This window comes from Sphingomonas aerophila (genome assembly GCF_014199305.1).
Lineage (GTDB): Bacteria > Pseudomonadota > Alphaproteobacteria > Sphingomonadales > Sphingomonadaceae > Sphingomonas > Sphingomonas aerophila.
This window is the reverse complement of record NZ_JACIJK010000002.1, coordinates 171,914-195,019: the sequence shown is the minus strand read 5'-3', so window position 1 is coordinate 195,019 and position 23,106 is coordinate 171,914. Positions and strand designations below refer to the sequence as shown.

Genomic DNA, 23,106 nt, shown 5'->3' with positions numbered 1-23,106 from the left:
TATAACAGCCTAATGCGTCAAGCGGGTGCCCCGACGCAAGCGCCGGGGCAGGTTCTTCTCACCGTATGAATAATCAGCTCAGCGCGGCCTTCACCAGCCCGCTTGCCTTGCTCATGTCGAGGCTGGACGCATGGCGAGCCTTCAGTTCGGCCATGACGCGGCCCATGTCCTTCATGCCGGTTGCGCCAAGGTCTGCCTTGATCGCCTCGATGGCGGCGCGGGTGTCGTCCTCAGAAAGCTGGGCGGGGAGGAAGCGCTCGATTACGGCGACCTCCTTCTCCTCTGCCGCCGCCAGTTCCTCTCGGCCGCCCTGGCGGTACATGGTGATCGACTCGCGACGCTGTTTAACCATCTTCTGCAACACCTCGACGACCAGGGCATCGTCGTCGATAGGAGCGGTGCCGGTTCGAACCTCGATGTCACGATTCTTGATCGCTGCCTGGATCAGGCTCACGGCGGCGCGGGTATCCTTGTCGCCGGCCTTCATGGCGGCGATCTGGGCTTGCTTGATATCGTCTCGAATCATGTGTGCCTCTTACGCCGGTTCTTGCGAAGCGGAAACGGTGCCAGCGGGCTTGGGGCCATGCGGCGGTTGACGCCGGACCTGGGGTTCTCTAGCCGGCGGGGCTTAGCGACATCGCCAGCTTTTCACGGAGTGCCTGCCCGATCATGGCCGACGCCACCAACACACGCGCGCCGAACGGAGCCACGGGCGTGCTGGTCCTCGCCAACGGCGAAATTGCCTGGGGCCATGGCTTCGGCGCTGAAGGCCAGGCTGTCGGTGAGGTGTGCTTCCACACGGCGATGACTGGTTATCAGGAGATCATGACTGACCCGAGCTTCGCCGGTCAGATCATCACCTTTACCTTCCCCCATATCGGCAATGTCGGGGCGAACCCTGACGATGTCGAAGCCGACATGCCGCACGCGCTTGGCATGATCGTGCGGGAAGACGTGACCCAGCCGTCTAACTTCCGCGCGGTCGAAAACCTCGATGGGTGGATGAGGCGCCACCGCCGCATCGGCCTTTCGGGCATCGACACCCGCGCGCTGACCCGCCGCATTCGCACCGGCGGCGCGCCCAACGGGGTGATCGCCCATTCCAGGGACGGCGTGTTCAACATCGACTCGCTGCTGGGATTGGCGCGCGGCTGGCCGGGGCTGGAGGGCATGGACCTCGCCAAGGAAGTCTCTACCGCGACCCATTACGGCTGGGAGGGCGGCATCTGGCGGCTGGGCTTCGGTTATGGCGCGCATGACGAGGGCGCCGACAAGCCACACGTGGTGGCGGTCGACTACGGGTCCAAGCGCAACATCTTCCGCAACCTGGCGCTCGCGGGCGCAAAGGTGACGGTGGTGCCGGCCGCGACCTCGTTTGACGAAATCGAGGCGCTGGCGCCGGACGGTTACTTTCTGTCCAACGGTCCGGGCGATCCGGCGGCGACCGGCGAGTATGCGGTGCCGGTAATCCAGAAGATGCTCGATTCAGGCAAGCCGCTGTTCGGCATCTGCCTTGGCCACCAGTTGCTGGGCCTCGCGGTCGGAGCAAAGACGACCAAGATGTTCCAGGGCCATCGCGGCGCGAACCATCCGGTGAAGCGGCTGGAGGATGGCGTGGTCGAGATCACCAGCATGAACCACGGTTTCTCAGTAGAGCGGGACACGCTGCCGCCTAACGCGCGTGAGACCCATGTTTCGCTGTTCGACGGATCGAACGCGGGCATCGCGCTGGACGATAGGCCGGCGTTCAGCGTCCAGTACCATCCCGAGGCGAGCCCCGGGCCGCAGGATAGCTTGTACCTTTTCGAGCGGTTCGTGGGGATGTTGGACCAGTCACGATGAGCTTGGCGCCTCCGAAAGCAACCATGGTCGCGGCCAGCGGCGTCATCCTAATCTTCAAGCGGCCAAAGGGCTGATCGGACCACAATGCCCAAACGTACCGACATCTCCTCCATCCTGGTCATTGGCGCCGGGCCGATCGTCATCGGGCAAGCGGCCGAGTTCGACTATTCGGGAACGCAGGCGATCAAGGCACTCCGTGAGGAGGGCTACCGGATTGTCCTGGTCAACTCGAACCCTGCAACGATCATGACCGATCCGGAACTGGCCGATGCGACATACATCGAGCCGGTCACGCCCGAGGTGGTCGCGCGGATCATCGAGCGGGAGCGGCCGGACGCGGTGTTGCCGACAATGGGCGGGCAGACAGCACTGAACACTGCGCTGGCGCTGTTCCGGGATGGAACGCTCGACAAGTTCGGCGTGCAGATGATCGGTGCGGACGCCGAAGCGATCGACAAGGCGGAGGACCGCCTGAAGTTCCGCGACGCGATGGACAAGATCGGCCTTGAGTCCGCGCGCTCCGCGATTGCGCATACCGAGGCCGAGGCGCTCGAGGGCTTGGACAAGGTCGGGTTGCCCGCGATCATTCGCCCGAGCTTCACCATGGGCGGATCGGGCGGCGGCATCGCCTATAACCGCGCAGAGTTCCTGGAGATCGTTCGTCGCGGGCTTGACCTGTCGCCGACGACCGAGGTGCTGATCGAGGAGTCGCTGCTCGGCTGGAAGGAGTATGAGATGGAGGTCGTGCGCGACAAGCACGACAACGCCATCATCATCTGCTCGATCGAGAATGTCGATCCGATGGGCGTCCACACGGGCGACTCCATCACTGTCGCGCCGGCGCTGACGCTGACCGACAAGGAATATCAGATCATGCGCAACGCGAGCATCGCGGTGCTGCGGGAGATCGGGGTGGAGACGGGCGGCTCCAACGTCCAGTTCGCGGTCAATCCGAAGGACGGCCGCCTGATCGTGATCGAGATGAACCCACGCGTTTCGCGCTCCTCGGCGCTCGCTTCTAAGGCGACCGGCTTCCCGATTGCCAAGGTCGCGGCGAAGCTCGCGGTCGGCTACACTTTGGACGAGATCGAAAACGACATCACCGGTGCGACGCCCGCCAGCTTTGAGCCGACGATCGACTATGTCGTAACCAAGATCCCGCGCTTCGCTTTTGAAAAGTTCAAGGGTGCCGAAGCGACCCTCGGCACAGCGATGAAGTCGGTCGGCGAGGTGATGGCGATCGGCCGCAACATCCACGAATCGATGCAGAAGGCGTTGCGAGGTCTGGAAACGGGGCTGTCCGGCTTCAACTATGTCGACCGGCTGATCGGCGCGCCACGGGCCGACATCGAAGCGGCGTTGGCGATTGCGACGCCCGACCGGCTGCTGGTCGCGGCACAGGCCCTGCGAGAAGGGTTCACGGTCGCTGAGGTGCATGCGATCGCCAAGTACGATCCCTGGTTCCTGGAAAGGATCGCCGAGATCGTTGCGGCGGAGGATGCGGTTGTTTCGAACGGCCTGCCGCGTGATGCCGCCGGGCTGAGGCGGCTCAAGGCCATGGGCTTTTCCGATAAGCGCCTGGGCTTCCTGGCCGCTCAATCCGTTAACATCCGCAAGGGCATGGGTCGCGCGAATGCCAGCGGACGTGGACTGGTGCACGACGTGATGACCGCGATGGCAGGCGGGGTCACGGAGGATGAGGTGCGCGCGCTGCGTCACAAGCTGGGCGTGCGCCCGGTATTCAAGCGCATCGACACGTGCGCGGCCGAGTTCGACGCCAAGACGCCGTACATGTACTCGACCTACGAAGCGCCAAGCTTCGGTGAACCAGAGGACGAGGCGCAGCCGAGCGACCGGCGCAAGATCGTGATCCTGGGCGGTGGGCCGAACCGGATCGGGCAGGGGATCGAATTCGATTACTGCTGCTGCCACGCTTGCTTCGCGCTGGAGGAAGCCGGGTTCGAGACGATCATGGTCAACTGCAACCCGGAAACGGTGAGCACCGACTATGACACGTCCGATCGCCTGTACTTTGAGCCGCTGACTGCCGAAGACGTGCTGGAAATCCTGCACGTCGAGAAATCGCGCGGCGAACTGGTCGGCGTGATCGTGCAGTTCGGGGGGCAAACGCCGCTCAACCTTGCGCGCTCGCTTGAAAAGGCGGGCATCCCGATCCTGGGCACCAGCCCTGACGCCATCGATCTGGCCGAGGACCGCGAGCGCTTTGCCGCGCTGGTCAACAAACTGGGGCTGAAGCAGCCTTCGAATGGCCTCGCCCGGAGCCGTGACGAGGCGATCGCCGCGGCGCAGCGGATCGGTTATCCCGTGCTGATGCGGCCCAGCTACGTGCTGGGCGGTCGCGCGATGGAGATCGTCGACGGACCGCAGCAGCTTGAGGATTACATCCAGACGGCTGTGCAGGTGTCCGGCGACTCGCCCGTGCTGATCGACCAGTACCTGCGCGATGCCATCGAGGTCGATGTGGATGCGATCTGCGATGGTGACGACGTGATTGTCGCCGGCGTGCTGCAGCATATCGAGGAGGCGGGGGTCCATTCGGGCGACAGCGCCTGCTCCATCCCGCCTTATAGCCTTCCCGCCGAGGTGATCGCGGACATCGAGCGGCAAACGGAGGCGCTCGCCCGGGCACTGAGCGTGCGTGGGCTGATGAACATCCAATTCGCGGTGAAGGATGGCGCCGTTTACCTGATCGAGGTGAACCCGCGCGCGTCGCGCACCGTGCCCTTCGTCGCCAAGGCTATCGGCGTGCCGGTCGCGAAGATTGCGGCAAGGGTGATGGCGGGCGAGAAGCTGAAGGACTTGCCGCCGATCGACCGGCGGATCAGCTATTTCGCGGTGAAGGAGGCGGTGTTCCCCTTCAACAAGTTCCCCGGCATTGACCCCGTGCTGAGCCCCGAGATGAAGTCCACGGGTGAGGTCATGGGAATCTCCCCCGATTTTTGCGCTGCCTTTGCCAAGGCGCAGCTCGGCGCGGGAACGGTTCTGCCGAGCGGGGGCACGCTGTTCGTCAGCGTCAAGGACGGGGACAAGGCTGCCATCGTTTCAGCGGTGCGCACCCTTGCCGAAGCTGGGTTCAGCGTCGTCGCCACGGGGGGTACCGCCGATTACCTGTCCCGTGCTGGGATTAGTGTCGAGCGGGTGAACAAGGTAGCGCAGGGGCGCCCCCACATCGACGACCGGATCAAGGACGGTGATATCGACCTGATCTTCAACACGACCGAGGGCTGGCAAAGTTTGAAGGATTCCAAGCCGATCCGCCAATCCGCCCTGTCTGGCCGCATTCCATATTTCACCACGGCGCCTGCCGCGATTGAAGCGGCCAAGGCGATCGTGAGCGCAAGTGACGCGCGCCTTGAAGTACGGCCGTTGCAGGCTTATTATTCGCAGTCGCACAACTGATCCCGACATGAACAGATGAGGTGCGGGCGATCGGCAACGGTCGCGTGGGATGTGATTATTTGGGGTGTTAGACTATGGCGACCGTCGAAAAGATGCCGATGCTCCAGGAGGGCTATGAAAAGCTCAACCAGGATCTGAAGCGTCTGAAAGAAGAACGGCCGCAGATCGTCGACGCGATCGAGGAAGCGCGTGCCCATGGCGACCTGTCCGAGAACGCCGAGTACCATGCAGCCAAGGAGCGGCAGGGACAGATCGAGGCGTCGATCGCCGACATCGAGGATAAGCTGAGCCGCGCCCAGATCATCGATCCAAAGGATCTATCTGGCGACAAGATCGTGTTCGGCGCGACCGTGACCTTGCTTGACGAGGACGAAAAGTCGATCCGTTACCAGATTGTCGGCCAGACTGAGGCTAACGCCAAGACCGGCCGGATCAGCTACAACTCGCCGCTCGGCCGTGCTCTGATCGGGCGCAAGGTGGACGACGAGGTCGAAGTCTCGGTCCCAGCGGGCGATCGCTATTACGTCGTGTCCAAGATCGACTTTATCTGACCGGCATGCGCTGGCGGGATACGCCCGCGACCGCGGTGATCGCGGGCGTGACGCTGCTGACGTCGGCGCTGTTGCTGCTTTCCGGTTCGGTAGCCGACGCCGCGATCGGCGCTGGCTTTATCCCGTTACGCTGGTCGTCGGTCGTCATCCCGGCGGATCACCTGTTCCTGCTGCCGAGCTGGTTGACGCCGCTCGGGGCGACGCTGATCCATGCCGGCGTTGCGCACCTGGCGCTCAACCTCGTCGTGCTGGTCTTTTGCGGGCAGAAGACGGAGCGGGCACTTGGGTGGGGTGGGGCGGTCCTGATTTACCTGGTCGGCGCCTACGCGGCCGCCGCCGGGCAGTGGGGGTTGTCACCCGAATCCGCGGTGCCGATGATCGGGGCCAGCGGAGCCATCTCTGCATGGTTGGCGAGCTATGCGCTGTTGTATGGAAGGACGCAGGCTCGCGCGATCGGACCAATACCGGCGCGAATCGTCCATGTGCTGTGGCTGGCCGCAGCGTGGGTGGGTATCCAGGTCCTGATCGGGTTAGCCGGCATGGGCGGCACCAGCGTGGCGATCGGCGCGCATGTCGGCGGCTTCGTCGCCGGCCTGCTGCTGACCCGTCCAGTGCTGCTGTGGCGCTGGCGAGCCGCCTGAACGGCCCGCCGAGCGACAGATTACTCAGCGGTCGGCGTAATGTTTGGTTCGAGCAGCCGGTGCAGGTGCACCACGACGAACCGCATTTCTGCGTCGTCGACGGTGCGCTGGGCAGCCGCGCGCCAAGCCTTTTCCGCGCTGGAGTAGTCAGGGAAGATACCGACCACGTCGAGGTTTGACGGATCGATGAAATCGAGGGTCCGGGGGTCGCGGACGCGGCCGCCGAAGACGAGGTGGAGCTTGCTCATGAGTGCGGTTCCGTACGGGAGTCGCGAGCGGCCCTACTGCCTGTCGGCGGCCGTTTGAAGCCTTAGCCGTTCTTTGCCGACTGTGCCGCCGCCGTGCCGGCCGTCGACAGCGCCTTTGCCACACCTTCGAACAGCCCTCGGGCTTGGTCGCGTACGCCGTCGCGGGTGAGGCCGCGATTGCTCAACTCGTCCATGCCGGCAGTCTTGGCGGTCTCGATGGCAGTCCGCGCGCGGCTGCCGAGCTGGGCCCCGAGCGGCGCGAGCAATTCCTTCTCGCGATCCGAACGGGGGATCAGCGCGCCAGCAAGAGCGCCGACCGCAAGGCCGCCGACGAGTACGCCCAGCGGGTTGGAATCGATGCTCTTGGCCGCGCGGTGCGCAACGTCGCTCGCCGCGTCGCGCGCATTATGAAGGCGGCCATGCTCTGCTTCATGGGCCTGCTTGTTGTTGTTGTTCTGAGCCATTCTGAGAGTCCTCTCGTGCGGAGCGTCTAAGCGGTTTTGTTGACGGACTGTTTGGGCCGCCTGCGCCGGAACAGCGAGGCGATCCGGTGACGGGCCAGAAACAGGCCCGCACAGGCCACAAGCCCGGCGGCGGTACCCGGATTGCGGCGTGCCGTGTCCACGGCCGCGGTGCTGCGGTCGCCAGCATCGCGAACCGCCCGGCGTGCGATCTGCTTCGGGCTAAGCCGGTCCTGCAACTGCGCCACCGTCCGTGACAGGCGTTCACGCGCGATGGTCGCGTCGTGCTCGGCCGCGGCAATCTGGGCGGCGGGATCGGGGTTCGTCGCCATGCCTCAGCTCCTCGGGGCCAGGCTGCGCTTGCCGATCAAGGCGAGCACAGCTGCGATGACGAGCGTGACCAACACCACCATCGCGGTCGCGCCACCTGGTCCCACCAACGGTGCCAAGGTCAACTCCAATCCCACCAGCAGCGCGATCAACGCCGCCAGGGCGAGAAGACCCGCCGCGCCAAAGAAGATCGCGGCGCTGCGGTATGCCCCAACGCGTTCGCCTGCCTTCGCCCTGACGAGCGTCAACTCGGCCTGAGCCAGCGAACGCCCTTCGGAGACGAGGCGAGAAATCAGCGTGCCGACGCTTTCCTCTTCGTCGGGCGCAACGCCGCCGAAGTCACCCGTTCGGGGCGACGGATCGAGCATATCAGACCTCGTCGTTGCTGGCCGTCCGGCCGCGCTCGGCGTCCAAGCCGGACTGGACCAGCCGAGCGACGACAAAGCCGAGCGCTGCCGCTGCGCCGATCGCGACGCCGCGGCTCTTGCGCACAAAACCGCGCGCTTCCTCGAATAGCTCGTCGACGTCCTTTGCCTTCACCGTATCGGAAAAGCCGGACACGGTGCCCGCGGCCTGACGGGCGTAATCGCCATATTGTGCGCCGAGCTTGTTATCGACCTGGTGCGCCGCGTCGTTCAGCAGCTGCGCCAGCTGATCGAGGGCGCCGCCAGCGCGCGACTGGCCGTCCTGGGCATAAGCGCGAAGCTTGTCGGTGGCCTGGCCCTGAAGCTTTGTTGCACCTTCCTTGATCGCCTGGGTCGCCTTGGTGGCGGTACCCTCGCCTGCGCCGCCCTGCGAACTTGTAGAACCTTGTGTGCCGGAGTCGGCGGCCTCGAATTCCACGCCGGCGTCCTTCAGCGGCTCGGCCGGGGCGAACTCGGTGGTCGCCGGCGGCGTGTCGATGTCGGCGTCGGTCATCGGTTTCGCGTCGTTATCAGCCATGTCCCAAACCCTTTCGTGGTCGCCCGTTCAACATGCCGCGGCTGGCACGGTTCCCTGCGCCTGAAAGCGCACAACGATTGCCGGGGAAAGCCTGGCACAGTAGAGCCGCGCGCGTACACCCTGCCGGAGTAGCTTTGTGACCGCCATTATCGACATCCATGGCCGCCAGATCCTCGATAGCCGGGGCAATCCGACCGTAGAGGTAGACGTGTTCCTGGAGGACGGCAGCTTCGGCCGCGCCGCGGTTCCCTCGGGCGCCTCGACCGGTGCACATGAGGCAGTTGAAAAGCGCGACGGCGACAAGTCGCGCTGGGGTGGCAAGGGCGTTGATGGCGCAGTTGAGGCCGTGAATGGCGAGATCGCGGAAGCGGTGGCCGGCGTCGACGCCGAGGATCAAGCCGATCTCGACCAGATCATGATCGATCTGGACGGGACGGAGAACAAAGGCCGGCTGGGCGCAAACGCGATCCTGGGCGTCAGCCTGGCGGCGGCGAAGGCCGCCGCCGATGCACGCGGGCTGCCGCTGTACAAATATGTCGGCGGCGTCGCCGCTCACCTGCTGCCCGTCCCAATGATGAATATCATCAATGGCGGCGAGCATGCCGACAACCCGATCGACTTTCAGGAATTCATGATCGTGCCGGTGGGCGCTTCAAACATCGTGGAGGCGGTGCGCTGCGGGTCGGAGATCTTTCACACGCTAAAGATGGGGCTGCATGACCGAGGCCTGGCGACCGGTGTGGGCGACGAAGGCGGTTTCGCGCCCAACATCGCGTCCAACGACGAAGCGCTGGGCTTCATCATGGCATCCATCGAGAAGGCGGGGTATCGCCCGGGCGAGGACGTGATGCTGGCGCTTGATTGCGCCGCCACCGAGTTTTTCCGCGACGGTCGTTACAACATCTCCGGCGAGAACAAGGTGCTCACCGGCCATGAGATGGCCGAGTATCTTGCGGACCTCAGCCGTCGCTATCCGATCGTGTCGATCGAGGACGGCATGGCCGAGGATGATTTCGAGGGCTGGAAGGCACTGACCGACCTGATCGGCGACAAGGTCCAGCTGGTCGGGGACGACCTGTTCGTGACCAACCCGAAGCGTCTGCGTCAGGGCATTGCGGACGGCCTCGCCAACTCGCTGCTGGTGAAGGTGAACCAGATCGGCACGCTGACCGAGACACTGGAGGCGGTGTCGACCGCACAGCGCGCCGGCTACACCGCAGTGATGAGCCATCGTTCAGGCGAAACGGAGGACGCGACCATCGCTGACCTGGCGGTCGCCACCAACTGCGGTCAGATCAAGACGGGCAGCCTCGCGCGGTCGGATCGGTTGGCCAAGTACAACCAACTGATCCGCATTGAGGAAGAATTGGGCGATGCCGCGCGTTATGCCGGCCGTGAAGCGTTCGGGACCCGGCTGAAAGGAGCTTGATCGCGCGACCGCAAGGGGTGAGAGTGATGCCCGTGTTCCGTTCCAGCGCTTTTGGCAGAACAATGAAGCGTGCCGCCTGGCCGGCGGTAGGGCTGACTCTGATGACCTTTTTTGGCATCTATGCCGTGCTGGGACCTAACGGCATGCTCGCTTACGGCGACTACAAGCGCCAGCTGGCGAAGCGTGAAAAGGACTACCAGGTGCTGGATCACCGGCGCGAGGTGTTGAAGAATCGGGTCGCGCTGCTCAATCCCGACCATGCCAACCCGGACATGGTCGATGAGATGACCCGCAAACAACTGAACGTCGTCCACCCCGACGAGGTCATCATACCCAACAAATAAGGGAAAGGCGGACGCGACCCTCGCGCCCGCCCTTTCTTTGATCAGCGACCAAGAAAGGTCAGCAGATCCTGGCTGAGCCGATCAGCATGGGTGACGTTCAGCCCGTGCGGCGCTCCGTCATATTCGACCAGCTGGCTTTGCGCGATGCCCAGCGCCGCCGCGCGACCCGACGTATCGATGGGCACGGTCTGGTCGCCCGTCCCATGCACGATCAGGGTGGGCACGCGGAACGCAGGCAGGTCCGGCCGGAAATCGGTATAGGCAAACGCGTCAAGGCACGCGAGCGTTGGCTTCAGTCCCGCCATCAGCGCGAGGCTGGTGGAATAGTCGAGCACATCGTCACTGACCGGGCTGCTGATGTACCCGACGCCGTAGAATTGCGGCGTGAACTTGCGCCGGAAGAAGTGGGCGCGATCATCCTTGATGCCTTCCCGCATCTGCTGAAAGGTCGACTCCGGAGCGCCATTCGGGTTGTCGTCGGTTTTCAGCATATAGGGCACGACCGAGGCGACCAGTCCTGCGGCGATCACGCCCTTGCCCTCATGCCGGCTCATGTAGCGCGCGACTTCGCCACCTCCCATGGAGAACCCGACGATTGTCGCATCCTGGTCGGCACCGGCCGCCTTCATGACGTCGGCCAAGTCGTCGGCTAGCGTGTCGTAGTTGTAGCCGTCCCAAGGCTGGCCGGAGCGGCCGAAGCCACGGCGATCATAGGCAATGACCCGGAAGCCTGCCTCAGCCAGCGCCTGCGCCTGCACGTCCCAGCTGTCGGCGTTCAACGGCCAGCCATGCGTTAGGATGACAGGGCGCCCGCTGCCCCAGTCCTTCACGTACAGGTCGGTGCCGTCGCGGGTCTTGATGTATGGCATGAGCTTGCTCCGAATTTACCTGAGTTAAACGTCAGGGCATCTGCCGCCGTTCCCTTCGCACTGGCGTGTTCATCCGGGCGATGCCACAACTTCGAAACCAGCTCTCCCGAATCGAGGTTCTGCCGTTGCGTCGTCGATTGCTCGCCTGCTTGTCCGCGCTTGCCCTGATCGGGGCGGCTCCAGCGCCGACCACCTCGCCCTGGTCGACATTTCGCAATGCCACGATCGAGGAAGGGTTCCGGCTCAACCCGAGCAACGCCGTGTACCAAGGGCGCCACGATTTCGACGGCCGGCTGGCCGACTGGAGCGCAGCGGGACTTCAGCGCCAGGCCGAGTTCCTGCGCCGAACGATCACGCGGGCGCGCGACTTTTCCAAGCTGACCGGTGCGGAGCGGTTCGAGCGCGACTATCTGGTCAAGGTCTACGAAGGGCAGCTGTTCTGGCTGACCGATGCCGACCAGCCGCATCGCAATCCCGCCTTTTACGTGGGCGGCGGCCTCGACCCCAACGTCTATGTGGCGCGCAACTACGCCCCCGCAGAGGTGCGTATCAAGGCGCTGACCAGATTCCTTCGCGCGATCCCGACCGCCGCGACCAACATCCGCACGAACTTGAAGGGGCCGCTGCCGCTCAGCTTCGTGAACTATGGAGTGGCAGGGTTTAGCGGCTTTGCGGGCTATTACTCGGGCGATGCGGTTGCAGCTTTCGCGTCGGTGAAGGACCGGAAGCTCCAGGCTGACCTGAAAGCAGCGGCGGCCGGCGCGTCGCAGGCGATGACGCAGCTTGCGACGTGGCTTGACGCGCAAAGGGCAAGCGCGAACCAGGACTACGCGCTCGGAGCCGCGCGATTCTTCCGAATGCTGATGGCGACCGAGGGCGTGGATACCCCGCTCGATCAGCTCGAGGCGATCGGGCGTGCGGACCTGCTGCGCAATCAAGCGGCCTTACGAGAGGCATGCGCGGCCTATGCGCCGGGCCAGACGATCCAGGCCTGCACCGAGAAGATGAACGCCGACAAGCCCGAGGGCGGGCCGGTAGCGGAGGCCCGTCGCCAGATCCCGACGCTGCGGGCCTTTGTCGTGCAACACGATCTGGTGACGATCCCCGGCGGCGAGCAGGCGAAGGTGGAAGAAAGCCCGCCCTATAACCGGCAGAACTCCGCCTACATCGATCCGCCGGGACCGTATGAGAAGGGCATTCCGTCCATCTACTACATCTCCCCGCCTGATCCCGCCTGGGACCAGAAGACGCGCGATGCTTTTGTGCCGGGCAAGGAGGACCTGCTGTTCACCTCGGTCCATGAGGTGATGCCTGGGCACTTCGTCCAGTTCCTTCACGCCAATCGGTCGCCGTCGATCTTTGGCCGGATCAGCGTCGGCTATGCCTATGCCGAGGGTTGGGCCCATTACGCGGAGGAGATGATGTGGGATGCGGGGCTGGGGAACGGCGACCCGGCCGTGCATATTGGGCAACTGGCAAACGCCTTGTTGCGCGACTGCCGCTACCTGTCCGCCATCGGGCTGCATGCGCGCGGCATGACGCAGGACCAGTCGCGCCGCCTGTTTGTCGAGCAATGCTATCAGGATGAGGGGAATGCGCGTCAGCAGTCCGCGCGTGGCACGTACGATCCGGCTTATCTCAACTATACGATGGGCAAGCTGATGATCCGGCGTCTGCGAACTGACTGGACCGCGACACATGGCGGCCGGGCCGGATGGAAAACCTTTCACGACCAGTTCTTGAGCTTCGGTGGGCCGCCGATCCCGCTGGTGCGCCAGGCCATGATGAAGGAGCCGGTCCCCCGGTCGGTCTTCTAGCCGAGCCGGGGTGACTTGAGCGTCGGAACCTGGGCTCGGGTTTCCGCCTCGTCCGGGTTGCGGATGGATGGGCGCAGCCGGGCAAGGCTGCACAGCCCCGCGACAAGGGCTAGCCCGGCCGCGACATAGGCCGGGGTTGCTCCGCCGCCGACGCCGAGTGCCAGCAGCGCGGCAACCAGGGTCGCGCCGGTGGTCTGTCCCACCAGCCGCACCGTGCCGACCAGGCCACCGGCAGCGGCGGCGCGCTGCTTGGGGGCCGACCCGATGATCAGGCGTGCGTTGGGCGGCAGAAAAGTGCCGAAGCCCGATCCGCACAGCGCCATTCGCCAGGCGATGTCGAAGTAGCTTGGATGCGCGGGCAGGTTGGCAAGCAAGAGCAGCGCGATGATCGAGATCGCCATGCCGATCCCGCCCAACAAGCCCGCGGGAACTCGATCCGACAGCCAGCCCGCCAGCGGCGCGACGATCATGTTGGTAAGGGGCCATGGGGCGATCGCGGCTCCTACGGCGGCCGCGCCAAGCCCGAACTCTTGCGTCAGGCGGAACGGGGTGGACAGCAGTAGCGTCATGGACGCGACAAAGGCCGTGAAGGCGCCGATGGCTGACAGAGCGATCACTGGGCGAACCAGCAGGTCGACCGGCAGGATCGGGTTGGCAATCGCCCGCTCTCGCCGGACGTACACGACGCCAATCGCTGCCCCGAGAAGGACGATCGCGCCCGACACGACCGGGCTGTCGCCGTGCACGGCACTTTCCGCGCCGCCGATCACCAGCCCGAACATGGCCGCGCACATCACGGCGCCGCCCACGTCGAACCGTGCCTGTCGACGGGGCACGTCGGGAAGCGCGCGACCAAGGATCAGCGAAACGATCGCGAACGGAATGGCACTCGCGAACACCCAGGGCCAGGGCGCAACAGCCAGTATCAGGCCCCCTAACGTCGGCGCCGCGGCCGCTGAACTCGCCACGATCACCGAATTGATGCCAAGCCCGCGCCCCAACTGCCCGGCGGGGTATGTCGACCGGATCAGCGCCGACGCGACCGCCAGCGCACCCGCGGCCCCGACCGCCTGCGCGGCCCGCACGACCAGCAGGAAGGGTAGGCTGCGCGCAAAGAAGCACAGCAGCGTCGCGACCGTGAAGATCAGCTGCCCCACCTGGTACATTCGCTTCAGCCCGATCCGCTCACCCAGCCCGGCAAAGGGCAGCATCAGCATCACGAGGGTAAGCTGGTACACGGTGACGATCGCCACCACGGAACTGGAGTCGACCCGCAGGTCGCGCGCGATGGTCGGGAGGGCGACGTTGGCGACACCGCCATCAATGATCACCAGCGCGGTTCCAAAGCACAGGGCGGCAATGGCGCGGAAGCGGCGAGGTGTCGGAAGGCCGTCGGTCATCCGGCAAAAAGCTGATTTGGCTGAAAAGGATGCATTGCCCGCGCGCGTCCCGACCGTCACAGTTCCGCCAGAACCATTCGGGGATCCGTGCCGATGCGCTTGCGTGCCTTGTTTCTTGCCACCGCCTTTCTCGCCCAACCGCTTGTTTCGACGTCAGCGCACGCGCAGATGACGGCCATGAACACCAGCAACGACCCTTATATCTGGCTTGAGGACAAGGACGGCGCCAAGCCGCTTGCCTGGGTGGAAGCAGAGAACGCCCGCACGCTGCCGCGCCTGCAGAACGATCCCCGTTTCGCGACCTACCAGGCCGAAGCGCTGGCCATTGCTGCGGCCAAGGATCGCATTCCGATGCCGAACCAGCTGTTCGGCCGCATTTATAATTTCTGGCGCGATGCCGACCATCCGCACGGAATTTTCCGCTGGACGACCGAGGCCGGCTACGCCGCAGCGGAACCCGCCTGGACGGTTGCGCTCGACATCGACGCGCTGGGCAAGGCCGAGGGCAAGACCTGGGTCTTCAAGGGGCTAACCTGCCTTCAGCCCGAAGAGCGGCTGTGCTTGGTCGCGCTGTCGGAGGGCGGCGAGGACGCGGTCACCTATCGCGAGTTCGACCTGCAGGCGAGCGAGTTCGTTGCGGACGGCTTCACCCTGCCGACGTCCAAGCAGGACGCTACCTGGATCGACAAGGACACGCTGCTGGTGTCGCGGGACTGGGGACAGGGAACAATGACCCAGTCCGGCTATCCCTTCGTGGTCAAGATGGTGAAGCGCGGTCAGCCGTTGGAAAAGGCGACCGAGGTGTTCCGCGGTGAGACGGGCGACCAGGTCAGCACTGGCGCCAATGTCGTGGTGGATGCCAAGGGCAATCGGCTGGTCTACATTACCCGTGGCCGCACGTTCTTTGGCAATGACAAGCTGATCTGGACACCGGCGGGCGTGAAGCCGACCACCCTGCCTCAGCGGACGCGGATCGCGGGGCTGGTGGACGGTCAGGTCGTGTTCCAGACCAGCGAGGACTGGGGCGGTATTCCGCAGGGTTCCGTCGCGTCCATGCCGCTGGCAGATTTCGTCGCGGGGCGGGGAACGCCGACGCTGGCGTTCCGGCCAAACGCGCGCCAGTCGGTAGAGGGAGCTTCGACCACCCGCACCAAGCTGCTGGTCAGCACCCTGGACAACGTGCGCGGGCGCTTCACGGTCTTCAGCCATGGTCCAAAGGGCTGGACCTCGCGGCCAGTGATGCTGCCCGACAATGCCGCCATCGATCTGGCGAGCGTGACGGATCGCAGCGACAAGGGCTTCATCAGCGTCAACGGCTTTCTCGACCCGACCTCGCTCTGGACGCTCGACGCGGCGAGCGCGACCGTGGCGAAGGTTCGCACGCTTCCTGCCAAGTTCGACGCGTCCCGCGCCGTGGTGGAGCAGTTCGAGGCAACCTCCACTGACGGGACCAAGATCCCCTACTTCATCGTCCATCGCCGCGACGTGCCGCTCGATGGGACGACCCCGACAATCATGACGGCGTATGGCGGGTTCGAACTGTCCCGGACGCCGACCTATCTCGGCTCCACGGGCAAGATCTGGGTCGAGCGCGGCGGCAGCTTCGTTCTCGCGAACATCCGCGGCGGCGGCGAATTTGGCCCGGCCTGGCACGAAGCAGGGCGCAAGACCAAGCGGCAGATCATCTATGACGACTTCGCAGCGGTCGCGAAGGACCTGTCCGCGCGCAAGCTGACCAGCCCGGCGAAGCTGGGCATTTATGGCGGATCGAACGGCGGCCTGCTGATGGGCGTCGAGTTCAACCAGCATCCCGATTTGTGGCGGGCGGTGTCGATCGGTGTGCCGCTGCTCGACATGCTGCGCTACGAACAGATCGCCGCGGGCTATTCCTGGGTCGACGAATATGGATCGGTCAAGAACCCCGACGAGGCGGCTTTCCTGGCCAAGATTTCACCCTACAACAACCTGAAGCGTGGGGTGGCGTACCCCGAGCCGTATATCTGGACCACGACAAAGGACGATCGTGTCGGCCCGCAACATGCCCGGAAGTTTGCGGCGCGCATGAAGGAGTTCGGTTTGCCGTACCTGTTCTATGAGGACACGGCGGGCGGCCACTCGGGTGACGCCGATATCGCGCAGGGGGCGAAGCTCGCCGCGTTGCAGATGGTCTATTTCAGCCAGAAGTTGATGGACGCGCCATCGGGTGCCGGTGCGGTGACGGCCGCAAGGTAAGGTTCAGGTCCGGCTCCTGTTGGGAGCCGGACCAGCAGCCGATCACGCGGCGAACGCCTTTTCGAGCTGCTCTTTCGACATCTTGGACCGGCCGGGGATGTCGCGCTTTTTGGCGGCTTCGTACAACTCGGCCTTGGTACGGTGGTCGCGATAGGGACGAGTCTTTTCGGCAACGTCCTTGGGCTGGGCGCTATGCTGATGGCCGGCCTTGCTGTCGGCGCGCTTCTTGGCAGTGGTACGCTTGTATTCGTCGTCGGATAGCGCTTCGCGGGCTTTCTTGGGCAGATAGCGCTCGCCAGTGTCGCCGCTCTTCTCGCCCGATTTCGTGCCCCAATCTTCCTCGCTCCACTCGTGGAGTGAATTGTGCGGGTCTTTCTTGCCTTTGTATGCGCCCCCGCGCTTCTTGTATTCGGCTACTGCCATCTGCGCCTTGCGGGCCGACCACTCGCCCGCATGGCCGCCCTTGGCGCCCGCGGTCACCTCTTCCTTGACCTTCTCCCATAATTCGGGATCAGTCTTCTCGGCGGTTTCGCTCATTCCGCCACAATCGCCGGATCGGCGGATCGTTCCGTAACTGGAACGGGTAAAAGGCATCGGCGTTGTTGCTGCGGCGCAGCGAAGCAAGCTAGGGGTCCCGCATGACTTCCGATCAGAGCGCGTCCAAGCCCGCTCCCGTGCCAGAGACGACTCCGGTCGTCCTTGAGGCTATCGTCAAGCAGCTCGCGATTGCGGCTACCTACAACCGTGGCGAGGTGACGCTGGCGCCTCACGTCCTGTATACGCGCCATGGTGAGCTATACCTGGATGCTGTGACATTGGAACGGGACGGCAAGCCACCACGTGAGGTGAAACTTGGCACGTTCAAGCTGGCCGGGTTGCAACCGTTGCGACTGACTGCCCGGCGTTTCACGCCGAGTGAGTTGTTCCAGCCCAGCGACGAGAAGTATGTCGGCACCGTGCTGATGGCAATCTAGACCATAACAGGGTCGCCTAGGGCGGATCGGGAGTGGCGATTGCCTTTCCGATCCGCCCCAAGCGGGTCGCCAGAAGCGGCAACCTGATTATCGGCAGCGAACCTCCTGCTGGTTGCGCTCGATCGCGCGGCCGGCGAGCGCGCCGGCTGCGGCGCCGAGAAGCGTGCCGACGCTGCGGCTGTGGCCGCCATCGATGACGTTGCCCAGGATGCCCCCGGTTGCGCCGCCGACGATCAGCCCGGTCGTGCCATCCGAGCGGCGGCAGTAATAGCGTCCGTCCGTGCCGGCATAGACGCGCTCGTTAGTGGTCAGCACCCGCTCCTGATAGTTGGGGCCTACGCGGTAATAGCGGGACGGATCGTAATTGGGTTCGTAGCGATCGTCCGTCGCGGGACCGTCGCTGACGTAAGCGTCGGGCGCGGTCCGATAGCCGCCGCGGTCATCATAGTTGCTGCCCTGATACCCCGCGGTGCGCGAAGAACGATACCGGTCGACCGCCTGACGAAACAGGTCGTATTCGCGGTCGAAACGCGCCTGCGCGTCATCGAAACGGCGCTGCTCGGCGGCGCTCTGCGCCACGGCGGGGACGGCTGAAAGGACCGTGGCGGCAAGAGCACCGGCGGTCAGAAGGCGGGTGAACATAGTGGATGTTCCTCTTGGCTGGCCCGAGGCGGGCGACGCCAACCGATACGGTTGCGCAAGTGTATCGTTCCTGACCAACCGCGTTGCAGGTCGTTCAAGCGCAGCTATTGCCCAGGCTGGGACAGCCGGGCATGCCCCTTTCCAGAACGGAGAAGGCGAGTGCGCAAACTGATTGTGACGACGCTGGCGCTGATGTCAGCGGGGGTAGCGGTTGCCGGCCCGGTCACGAAGGGCTGGTATGCTGACCCGGAGATCCATCGGTTTGGCGGCCAGTACTGGATCTACCCGACCACCTCCGAAGCGCCGGCGAACGCACCAGCCCCGAGGCTGTCGGCCGCTCAGGAAGCGATGCGTGCCAAGCCGGACATCCGTCCGGCATTTCTGACCCAGACCTATATGGATGCTTTCTCGTCTCCGGACCTCAAGCACTGGACCAAGCATCCGCGGATTATCGATACCGGGTCGATTAGTTGGGCAGCGTACGCCCTTTGGGCGCCCTCGGTCATTGCTGCGAATGGACGCTACTACATGTTCTTCGGTGCAAATGATGTGCACCCGGGCGAGACGGGCGGCATTGGCGTGGCGGTCAGCAATCGGCCGGGTGGCCCTTTCCGCGACGCGATCGGGCGCCCTTTGATCGGGACGGTGGAGAACGGTGCGCAGCCTATCGATCCCATGGCATTCCGCGACGACGATGGGCGCGTGTACCTGTTCTATGGTGGATGGCGGCACCTGAACGTGGTGCGCTTGTCTCCGGACCTTCGATCGGTCGAGCACTTCCCCGATGGATCGATCTTCAAGGAACTGACCCCGCCCGGATATGTCGAAGGCAGCTTCGTCGTGAAGCGGAACGGGACCTATTACCTGATGTGGTCGGAAGGCGAATGGACCGGGTCCGATTACCGCGTCGCCTATGCCACCGGTCCAACCGTGCTCGGCCCGTTCACGCCGCGAGGCATCATCCTGCAGCAGGACGAGCGGATCGCCCGTGGTGCCGGACATCATTCGGTGGTCAAGGAGCCAGGGTCCGACCGCTGGTGGATCGCTTATCACCGCAGGCCGATCGACGACCGCGCCGGCGATCACCGCGTGCTGGCGGTGGACAGGATGTTCTTCAATCCGGATGGGACGATCCGGCCGGTAACGATGACGCCGTAGCGCCTCATTCCGCGTCGGCGCTCGATCCGTAGTCGAACGCGGCCCGTGGGCGGGAGTAGCCGGCGCCAGCGATGCCCTCCAGCACGGCGCGGTCGCGCATGATAACTGTCCCACGACGCGATCGGATGGCGCCCTTCTCTTCCAGCAGGTGAATGGCGGCGGTCACTCCGGTCCGCTGCGCTGCGACCATCATGGCGAGCAGGTCATGAGTCACGTCGATGCTGTCCCGTTCCAGACGATCGCAGCACAACAGCAGCCAGCGGGCAGTACGTTGTTCAACAGTCTGACGCGCATTGGCGTATGCGGTTTCGGAGATCTGCACGATCAGATCAAACGTGTAACGTAGCAGAGCCTGCTGCAGGGTCATGCTCCGTATCGTCAGCGTGCGGAGGAGTTCCGCCGACATGCTCCATGCGTGGAGCGGGCTGATCTGGACTAGGGCCGTGAACGGAAGAACGACGCCTTCGCACAAGGCATGGCCACCGCAGAAGCCGTCGGTGCCGATGATCGCGACTTCGGTCAGGCTGGATTCCCGCTCAAGGGTGATGGAGAGCAGTCCCGAAAGTGGGAAGTAGACCTGCTTGCGGTCTTCGAATGGCGACCACAGCCGGCTTCCGATCGGGACCTCACAATAGGTCCCATTGTCAGCGATCAACCGCCGGTCGGCTTCGCTCAGTGCTGTCAGCAACTTATTTCTGTGCAGATCCGTCATCTAAGGCCCTGTTCGGAAGGCAGGCGCACGTACACCACGAACGGGTTTGCGCCACTTTCGGTCCGATACCGGACAGAAATGATTTGAATGCCCCGGCTAGGCCTGATGCCAAAGGGGTCAGACGGCGTCGGATACCGGACAAAGCGTTTCCAGCCTCTTCAGAACAACGCATCTTAATCGGAGGTGCAGAAAAGAGGGGCCGGCGTGAACGTGATTGGTCGAACCGAAGGTGTTGGAGTGACCCAGCATCTGCTCACTGACTTGGTCGGCGTGCTGACGCGTTGGAAGCATGAACTGGATCTGGAACGGCCTCCTTCCGCGTCTGTCACGTCAAACGAGATCCCGAAGGACAAGGTCGAGCTGGCGCGGTTGATGATTGACGTGCGCAAGAAGCGTGCGAGCATCTTTCCCCCAAGCCTGCTTGGTGAGCCAGGCTTCGACATACTGATCGGGCTGTATGTGGCGGAGGCCGCGGGTGAGGCACTATCGACGAAGCAAGTCTGTTCGATGTCGCCGGTGCCGACCACAACCGCCCAGCGCGCGATCGTAGAGCTTGAACGGCTGAAGCTGGTGTCGCGGCGCGAAGCAGGCGAGGATCGCCGCCGGACAATGGTGCAACTGACCGATGACGGATGCGCCTTGGTCGATCGCTACCTGGACACGCTGAACGCGAAATAGACCGCAACCCGGCCCGTGGCGTCATCATCCAATGGTGACGAAACTGTCCATCACACGCTTGCGGCCGGCTTGTTCGAAGTCGATTTCGAGCTTGTTGCCCTCGATGGCGGCAATGTCGCCATAGCCGAACTTTTGATGAAAGACGCGCTGGCCAACGCTGAGGTCGCTGCGACCCTTGTTGCCGAGGCTGACGGCGGGGCCGCGACTTTCCGCGACACGGGTTGGCGCGGTGGAAAAGGTCCGCTGCCCCCAATCGCCGCCGGGCTTCTTGGCATCCAGCGTCCCAGCGGCTCGTTGCCAGCCTGGCCCACGGCCAGTGCCGCGCGCGACATCGGCAAACGGATCGGCCTGTTCTGACCAGTTCGCCTGCCACAGGCTGGCGCCGCCCGTCATCGTGGTTTCGGAGTCGATGTGTTCGGCCGGCAACTCGTTCACGAAGCGTGACGGAATTGAGCTCGTCCATTGGCCATAGATGCGACGGTTGGCCGCGTGGAGAATGATCGCCCGCCGACGTGCCCGCGTGATCGCCACATAGGCCAAACGGCGCTCCTCCTCGAGGCTGCGGGTGCCGCCCTCGTCGAGCGCGCGTTGCGAGGGGAACAGTCCTTCCTCCCAGCCGGCCAGGAACACGGTGTCGAACTCCAGGCCCTTGGCGGCGTGGATCGTCATAATGGTGACCTGCGGCTGCTCCGGGCCGCCCTCATTGTCCATCACCAGGCTGACATGCTCAAGGAAGGCGCCGAGCGACTCATACTCCTCCATCGCGCGAACGAGCTCGGACAAATTCTCGAGCCGCCCTGCCGCTTCGGCCGACTTCTCGGCCTGCCACATGGCCGTGTAGCCGCTTTCGTCCAGCAACTGTCGGGCGAGCTCCGGGTGCGGCAGTTCGCGCGCGCGGTCGCGCCAGCGGGCAATGTCGCCGATCAGGTTGCCGAGCGCGCGACGCGCCTGCGGGGTCAGTTCATCGGTGTCGAGGATGCGCGCCGCCGCGGTGGTCAGCGGTGTATTGGTCCGCCGGGCAAGCTGATGAAGCCGCGCCATCGCCTTGTCACCCAGGCCGCGCTTGGGAACATTGACGATCCGTTCGAACGCGAGGTCGTCGGCCGGCTGGTTTACCACCCGCAGATAGGCGAGCGCATCCCGGATTTCCGCGCGCTCATAGAAACGGAAGCCGCCCACGATCTTGTACGGCAGTCCGATCGCGATGAAGCGGTCCTCGAACTCGCGGGTCTGGTGCGACGCGCGAACAAGGATGGCCACGTCGGCAAGCGAGGTTCCCGCGCGCTGGCATGTCTCAATCTCGTCGCCGACCCGGCGAGCTTCCTCCGGCCCGTCCCAGACGCCGAGCACCCGAACCTTTTCACCCACGTCGAGTTCGGTCCACAGCTGCTTGCCGAGCCGCCCCGAGTTGTTGGCTATCACGCCCCCGGCAGCAGCCAGGATGTGCGGCGTGGACCGGTAATTCTGTTCAAGCCGGATCACAGCTGCGCCAGGAAAGTCCTTCTCAAACCTAAGAATGTTCTCCACCTGAGCGCCACGCCAGGAATAAATAGATTGATCATCGTCGCCGACGCACGCGATGTTCTTGCGCTCCTGCGCCAGCAGCCTCAGCCACAGATACTGGACGGCGTTGGTGTCCTGGTATTCGTCCACCATGATATAGCGAAAGCGCTGTTGATAGTGCTCCAGGACCTCGCGGTGGGTCTTCAGGATAACCAGCATGTGCAGCAGCAGGTCGCCGAAGTCGCAGGCGTTCACTGCTTTCAGCCGTGCCTGGTACTGCTCATACAGCTCGCCGCCACGCCCGTTCGCGTAGCGCTCGCTCTCCCCCGCATCGATGTCGCGCGGCGACAGGCCCTTGTTCTTCCATTCGTCGATCAGCCCGGCGAGGCTGCGCGCGGGAAAGCGCTTCTCGTCCAGATCCGCCGCGACGATCAGCTGCTTCAGCAGGCGGAGTTGGTCGTCTGTGTCGAGGATGGTGAAATTGGACTGCAGCCCGACCAGTTCCGCGTGGCGGCGCAGCATCTTGGCCCCGATCGCATGGAAGGTGCCAAGCCAGGGCATGCCCTCGACCGCCTCGCCAACCAGCCGGCCGACGCGCTCCTTCATCTCACGCGCCGCCTTGTTGGTGAAGGTCACGGCCAGGATCTCGGACGGCCACGCCTTGCGCGTGTACAGCAGGTGAGCGAGCCGGGCAGTCAGCGCTGCCGTCTTGCCCGTGCCCGCTCCGGCCAGCATCAGCACAGGCCCCTCTGTCGTCAGCACGGCTTCGCGCTGCGGCGGATTGAGGTTCCGGAGGTATGGCGGGTCGGCGAGCTGCCCGGTCGAGATCTGGCTGTCGTTCACCGTCGAACAGGTAGGGAACGCGAGCGCCTGGGGCAACCGTCGAAAGGGCGGGGCGGCCCAGACGGACCGC

Annotated in this window: 23 protein-coding genes; 11 read left to right on the top strand and 12 right to left on the bottom strand. The window is 64.4% G+C overall.

Annotation, left to right across the window (positions count from 1 at the left end):
• Positions 1–73 precede the first annotated feature (73 nt).
• Entirely contained in the window at positions 74–526 is a 453-nt protein-coding gene (locus tag FHS94_RS03680) for a GatB/YqeY domain-containing protein (protein WP_184054786.1), read from the bottom strand.
• Between the two features lie 143 nt (positions 527–669).
• Here FHS94_RS03680 and carA point away from each other — a divergent pair, with 143 nt between their 5' ends.
• The 4 genes from carA (at position 670) to FHS94_RS03660 (ending at position 6,454) form a co-directional block, all read left to right on the top strand.
• Positions 670–1,842 carry a glutamine-hydrolyzing carbamoyl-phosphate synthase small subunit gene (gene carA / locus FHS94_RS03675; RefSeq protein WP_184054784.1) on the top strand — a complete coding sequence of 391 codons (1,173 nt, stop codon included), beginning with the start codon at positions 670–672 and terminating at the stop codon, positions 1,840–1,842.
• Between the two features lie 84 nt (positions 1,843–1,926).
• Positions 1,927–5,262, top strand: a complete 3,336-nt coding sequence (gene carB, locus FHS94_RS03670; RefSeq protein ID WP_184054782.1) for a carbamoyl-phosphate synthase large subunit — start codon at positions 1,927–1,929, stop codon at positions 5,260–5,262.
• A gap of 74 nt (positions 5,263–5,336) precedes the next feature.
• Positions 5,337–5,813 carry a transcription elongation factor GreA gene (gene greA, locus FHS94_RS03665; RefSeq protein ID WP_184054780.1) on the top strand — a complete coding sequence of 159 codons (477 nt, stop codon included), beginning with the start codon at positions 5,337–5,339 and terminating at the stop codon, positions 5,811–5,813.
• A 5-nt stretch (positions 5,814–5,818) separates the two neighbouring features.
• Positions 5,819–6,454 carry a rhomboid family intramembrane serine protease gene (locus FHS94_RS03660; protein WP_184054778.1) on the top strand — a complete coding sequence of 212 codons (636 nt, stop codon included), beginning with the start codon at positions 5,819–5,821 and terminating at the stop codon, positions 6,452–6,454.
• A gap of 20 nt (positions 6,455–6,474) precedes the next feature.
• On the opposite strand, the gene FHS94_RS03655 is transcribed toward FHS94_RS03660, so the two are convergent.
• The 5 genes from FHS94_RS03655 to FHS94_RS03635 all read right to left on the bottom strand — a co-directional run bounded on the left by FHS94_RS03655 (position 6,475) and on the right by FHS94_RS03635 (position 8,435).
• Positions 6,475–6,702 (bottom strand): DUF4170 domain-containing protein, encoded by a 228-nt coding sequence (locus FHS94_RS03655; RefSeq protein ID WP_184054776.1) that lies wholly within the window; start codon positions 6,700–6,702, stop codon positions 6,475–6,477.
• 62 nt (positions 6,703–6,764) lie between these two features.
• Positions 6,765–7,166: a hypothetical protein gene (locus tag FHS94_RS03650; RefSeq protein ID WP_184054774.1), complete on the bottom strand. Its 402-nt coding sequence runs from the start codon at positions 7,164–7,166 to the stop codon at positions 6,765–6,767.
• 26 nt (positions 7,167–7,192) lie between these two features.
• Complete coding sequence (locus tag FHS94_RS03645; protein ID WP_184054772.1) at positions 7,193–7,495, bottom strand: DUF3618 domain-containing protein; 303 nt, start codon at positions 7,493–7,495, stop codon at positions 7,193–7,195.
• Positions 7,496–7,498: 3 nt separating this feature from the next.
• Positions 7,499–7,861: a phage holin family protein gene (locus tag FHS94_RS03640; RefSeq protein WP_184054770.1), complete on the bottom strand. Its 363-nt coding sequence runs from the start codon at positions 7,859–7,861 to the stop codon at positions 7,499–7,501.
• A 1-nt stretch (position 7,862) separates the two neighbouring features.
• Entirely contained in the window at positions 7,863–8,435 is a 573-nt protein-coding gene (locus tag FHS94_RS03635) for a hypothetical protein (RefSeq protein WP_184054768.1), read from the bottom strand.
• A gap of 136 nt (positions 8,436–8,571) precedes the next feature.
• On the opposite strand from FHS94_RS03635, the gene eno reads away from it, so the two are divergent.
• Both eno and FHS94_RS03625 read left to right on the top strand, forming a co-directional pair.
• On the top strand, positions 8,572–9,864 hold the full coding sequence (gene eno / locus FHS94_RS03630; RefSeq protein ID WP_184054766.1) for a phosphopyruvate hydratase: 1,293 nt from the start codon (positions 8,572–8,574) through the stop codon (positions 9,862–9,864).
• A gap of 62 nt (positions 9,865–9,926) precedes the next feature.
• On the top strand, positions 9,927–10,208 hold the full coding sequence (locus FHS94_RS03625; RefSeq protein WP_246348338.1) for an FtsB family cell division protein: 282 nt from the start codon (positions 9,927–9,929) through the stop codon (positions 10,206–10,208).
• 41 nt (positions 10,209–10,249) lie between these two features.
• Here FHS94_RS03625 and FHS94_RS03620 read toward each other — a convergent pair whose 3' ends face one another.
• On the bottom strand, positions 10,250–11,077 hold the full coding sequence (locus FHS94_RS03620) for an alpha/beta fold hydrolase (RefSeq protein WP_184054764.1): 828 nt from the start codon (positions 11,075–11,077) through the stop codon (positions 10,250–10,252).
• A gap of 80 nt (positions 11,078–11,157) precedes the next feature.
• Between FHS94_RS03620 and FHS94_RS03615 the strand changes: the two genes are divergently transcribed.
• Positions 11,158–12,894, top strand: a complete 1,737-nt coding sequence (locus FHS94_RS03615; RefSeq protein ID WP_184054762.1) for a DUF885 domain-containing protein — start codon at positions 11,158–11,160, stop codon at positions 12,892–12,894.
• Here the strand turns inward: FHS94_RS03615 and FHS94_RS03610 are convergent.
• Entirely contained in the window at positions 12,891–14,294 is a 1,404-nt protein-coding gene (locus tag FHS94_RS03610) for an MFS transporter (protein WP_184054760.1), read from the bottom strand. The two genes, FHS94_RS03615 and FHS94_RS03610, sit on opposite strands and share 4 nt — an antisense overlap.
• Positions 14,295–14,387: 93 nt before the next feature.
• On the opposite strand from FHS94_RS03610, the gene FHS94_RS03605 reads away from it, so the two are divergent.
• Positions 14,388–16,526 (top strand): prolyl oligopeptidase family serine peptidase, encoded by a 2,139-nt coding sequence (locus FHS94_RS03605; protein WP_184054758.1) that lies wholly within the window; start codon positions 14,388–14,390, stop codon positions 16,524–16,526.
• Positions 16,527–16,568: 42 nt separating this feature from the next.
• Here the strand turns inward: FHS94_RS03605 and FHS94_RS03600 are convergent, their stop codons facing one another.
• Positions 16,569–17,063 carry a DUF5872 domain-containing protein gene (locus tag FHS94_RS03600; protein ID WP_184054756.1) on the bottom strand — a complete coding sequence of 165 codons (495 nt, stop codon included), beginning with the start codon at positions 17,061–17,063 and terminating at the stop codon, positions 16,569–16,571.
• A gap of 101 nt (positions 17,064–17,164) precedes the next feature.
• Here FHS94_RS03600 and FHS94_RS03595 point away from each other — a divergent pair, with 101 nt between their 5' ends.
• On the top strand, positions 17,165–17,500 hold the full coding sequence (locus tag FHS94_RS03595) for a WYL domain-containing protein (protein WP_184054754.1): 336 nt from the start codon (positions 17,165–17,167) through the stop codon (positions 17,498–17,500).
• Between the two features lie 87 nt (positions 17,501–17,587).
• On the opposite strand, the gene FHS94_RS03590 is transcribed toward FHS94_RS03595, so the two are convergent.
• On the bottom strand, positions 17,588–18,142 hold the full coding sequence (locus tag FHS94_RS03590; RefSeq protein ID WP_184054752.1) for a glycine zipper 2TM domain-containing protein: 555 nt from the start codon (positions 18,140–18,142) through the stop codon (positions 17,588–17,590).
• A 159-nt stretch (positions 18,143–18,301) separates the two neighbouring features.
• Here FHS94_RS03590 and FHS94_RS03585 point away from each other — a divergent pair, with 159 nt between their 5' ends.
• A complete protein-coding gene (locus FHS94_RS03585; protein WP_343055147.1) occupies positions 18,302–19,300 on the top strand; it encodes a glycoside hydrolase family 43 protein in 999 nt (332 codons plus the stop codon).
• Between the two features lie 4 nt (positions 19,301–19,304).
• Here the strand turns inward: FHS94_RS03585 and FHS94_RS03580 are convergent, their stop codons facing one another.
• Positions 19,305–20,012, bottom strand: coding sequence for a Crp/Fnr family transcriptional regulator (locus tag FHS94_RS03580; RefSeq protein WP_221234524.1), 708 nt, complete (start codon positions 20,010–20,012; stop codon positions 19,305–19,307).
• Between the two features lie 204 nt (positions 20,013–20,216).
• Here FHS94_RS03580 and FHS94_RS19775 point away from each other — a divergent pair, with 204 nt between their 5' ends.
• A complete protein-coding gene (locus FHS94_RS19775) occupies positions 20,217–20,690 on the top strand; it encodes a MarR family transcriptional regulator (protein WP_184054748.1) in 474 nt (157 codons plus the stop codon).
• Positions 20,691–20,714: 24 nt separating this feature from the next.
• On the opposite strand, the gene FHS94_RS03570 is transcribed toward FHS94_RS19775, so the two are convergent.
• Complete coding sequence (locus tag FHS94_RS03570) at positions 20,715–23,036, bottom strand: ATP-dependent helicase (protein ID WP_343055146.1); 2,322 nt, start codon at positions 23,034–23,036, stop codon at positions 20,715–20,717.
• Between the last annotated feature and the right edge of the window lie 70 nt (positions 23,037–23,106).

Coding starts and splice junctions, on each gene's coding strand:
- FHS94_RS03680 (WP_184054786.1), bottom strand. CDS start 526: ATGATTCGAGACGATATCAAGCAAGCCCAGATCGCCGCCATGAAGGCC.
- carA (WP_184054784.1), top strand. CDS start 670: ATGGCCGACGCCACCAACACACGCGCGCCGAACGGAGCCACGGGCGTG.
- carB (WP_184054782.1), top strand. CDS start 1,927: ATGCCCAAACGTACCGACATCTCCTCCATCCTGGTCATTGGCGCCGGG.
- greA (WP_184054780.1), top strand. CDS start 5,337: ATGGCGACCGTCGAAAAGATGCCGATGCTCCAGGAGGGCTATGAAAAG.
- FHS94_RS03660 (WP_184054778.1), top strand. CDS start 5,819: ATGCGCTGGCGGGATACGCCCGCGACCGCGGTGATCGCGGGCGTGACG.
- FHS94_RS03655 (WP_184054776.1), bottom strand. CDS start 6,702: ATGAGCAAGCTCCACCTCGTCTTCGGCGGCCGCGTCCGCGACCCCCGG.
- FHS94_RS03650 (WP_184054774.1), bottom strand. CDS start 7,166: ATGGCTCAGAACAACAACAACAAGCAGGCCCATGAAGCAGAGCATGGC.
- FHS94_RS03645 (WP_184054772.1), bottom strand. CDS start 7,495: ATGGCGACGAACCCCGATCCCGCCGCCCAGATTGCCGCGGCCGAGCAC.
- FHS94_RS03640 (WP_184054770.1), bottom strand. CDS start 7,861: ATGCTCGATCCGTCGCCCCGAACGGGTGACTTCGGCGGCGTTGCGCCC.
- FHS94_RS03635 (WP_184054768.1), bottom strand. CDS start 8,435: ATGGCTGATAACGACGCGAAACCGATGACCGACGCCGACATCGACACG.
- FHS94_RS03625 (WP_246348338.1), top strand. CDS start 9,927: ATGAAGCGTGCCGCCTGGCCGGCGGTAGGGCTGACTCTGATGACCTTT.
- FHS94_RS03620 (WP_184054764.1), bottom strand. CDS start 11,077: ATGCCATACATCAAGACCCGCGACGGCACCGACCTGTACGTGAAGGAC.
- FHS94_RS03615 (WP_184054762.1), top strand. CDS start 11,158: ATGCCACAACTTCGAAACCAGCTCTCCCGAATCGAGGTTCTGCCGTTG.
- FHS94_RS03610 (WP_184054760.1), bottom strand. CDS start 14,294: ATGACCGACGGCCTTCCGACACCTCGCCGCTTCCGCGCCATTGCCGCC.
- FHS94_RS03605 (WP_184054758.1), top strand. CDS start 14,388: ATGCGCTTGCGTGCCTTGTTTCTTGCCACCGCCTTTCTCGCCCAACCG.
- FHS94_RS03600 (WP_184054756.1), bottom strand. CDS start 17,063: ATGAGCGAAACCGCCGAGAAGACTGATCCCGAATTATGGGAGAAGGTC.
- FHS94_RS03595 (WP_184054754.1), top strand. CDS start 17,165: ATGACTTCCGATCAGAGCGCGTCCAAGCCCGCTCCCGTGCCAGAGACG.
- FHS94_RS03590 (WP_184054752.1), bottom strand. CDS start 18,142: ATGTTCACCCGCCTTCTGACCGCCGGTGCTCTTGCCGCCACGGTCCTT.
- FHS94_RS03580 (WP_221234524.1), bottom strand. CDS start 20,012: ATGACGGATCTGCACAGAAATAAGTTGCTGACAGCACTGAGCGAAGCC.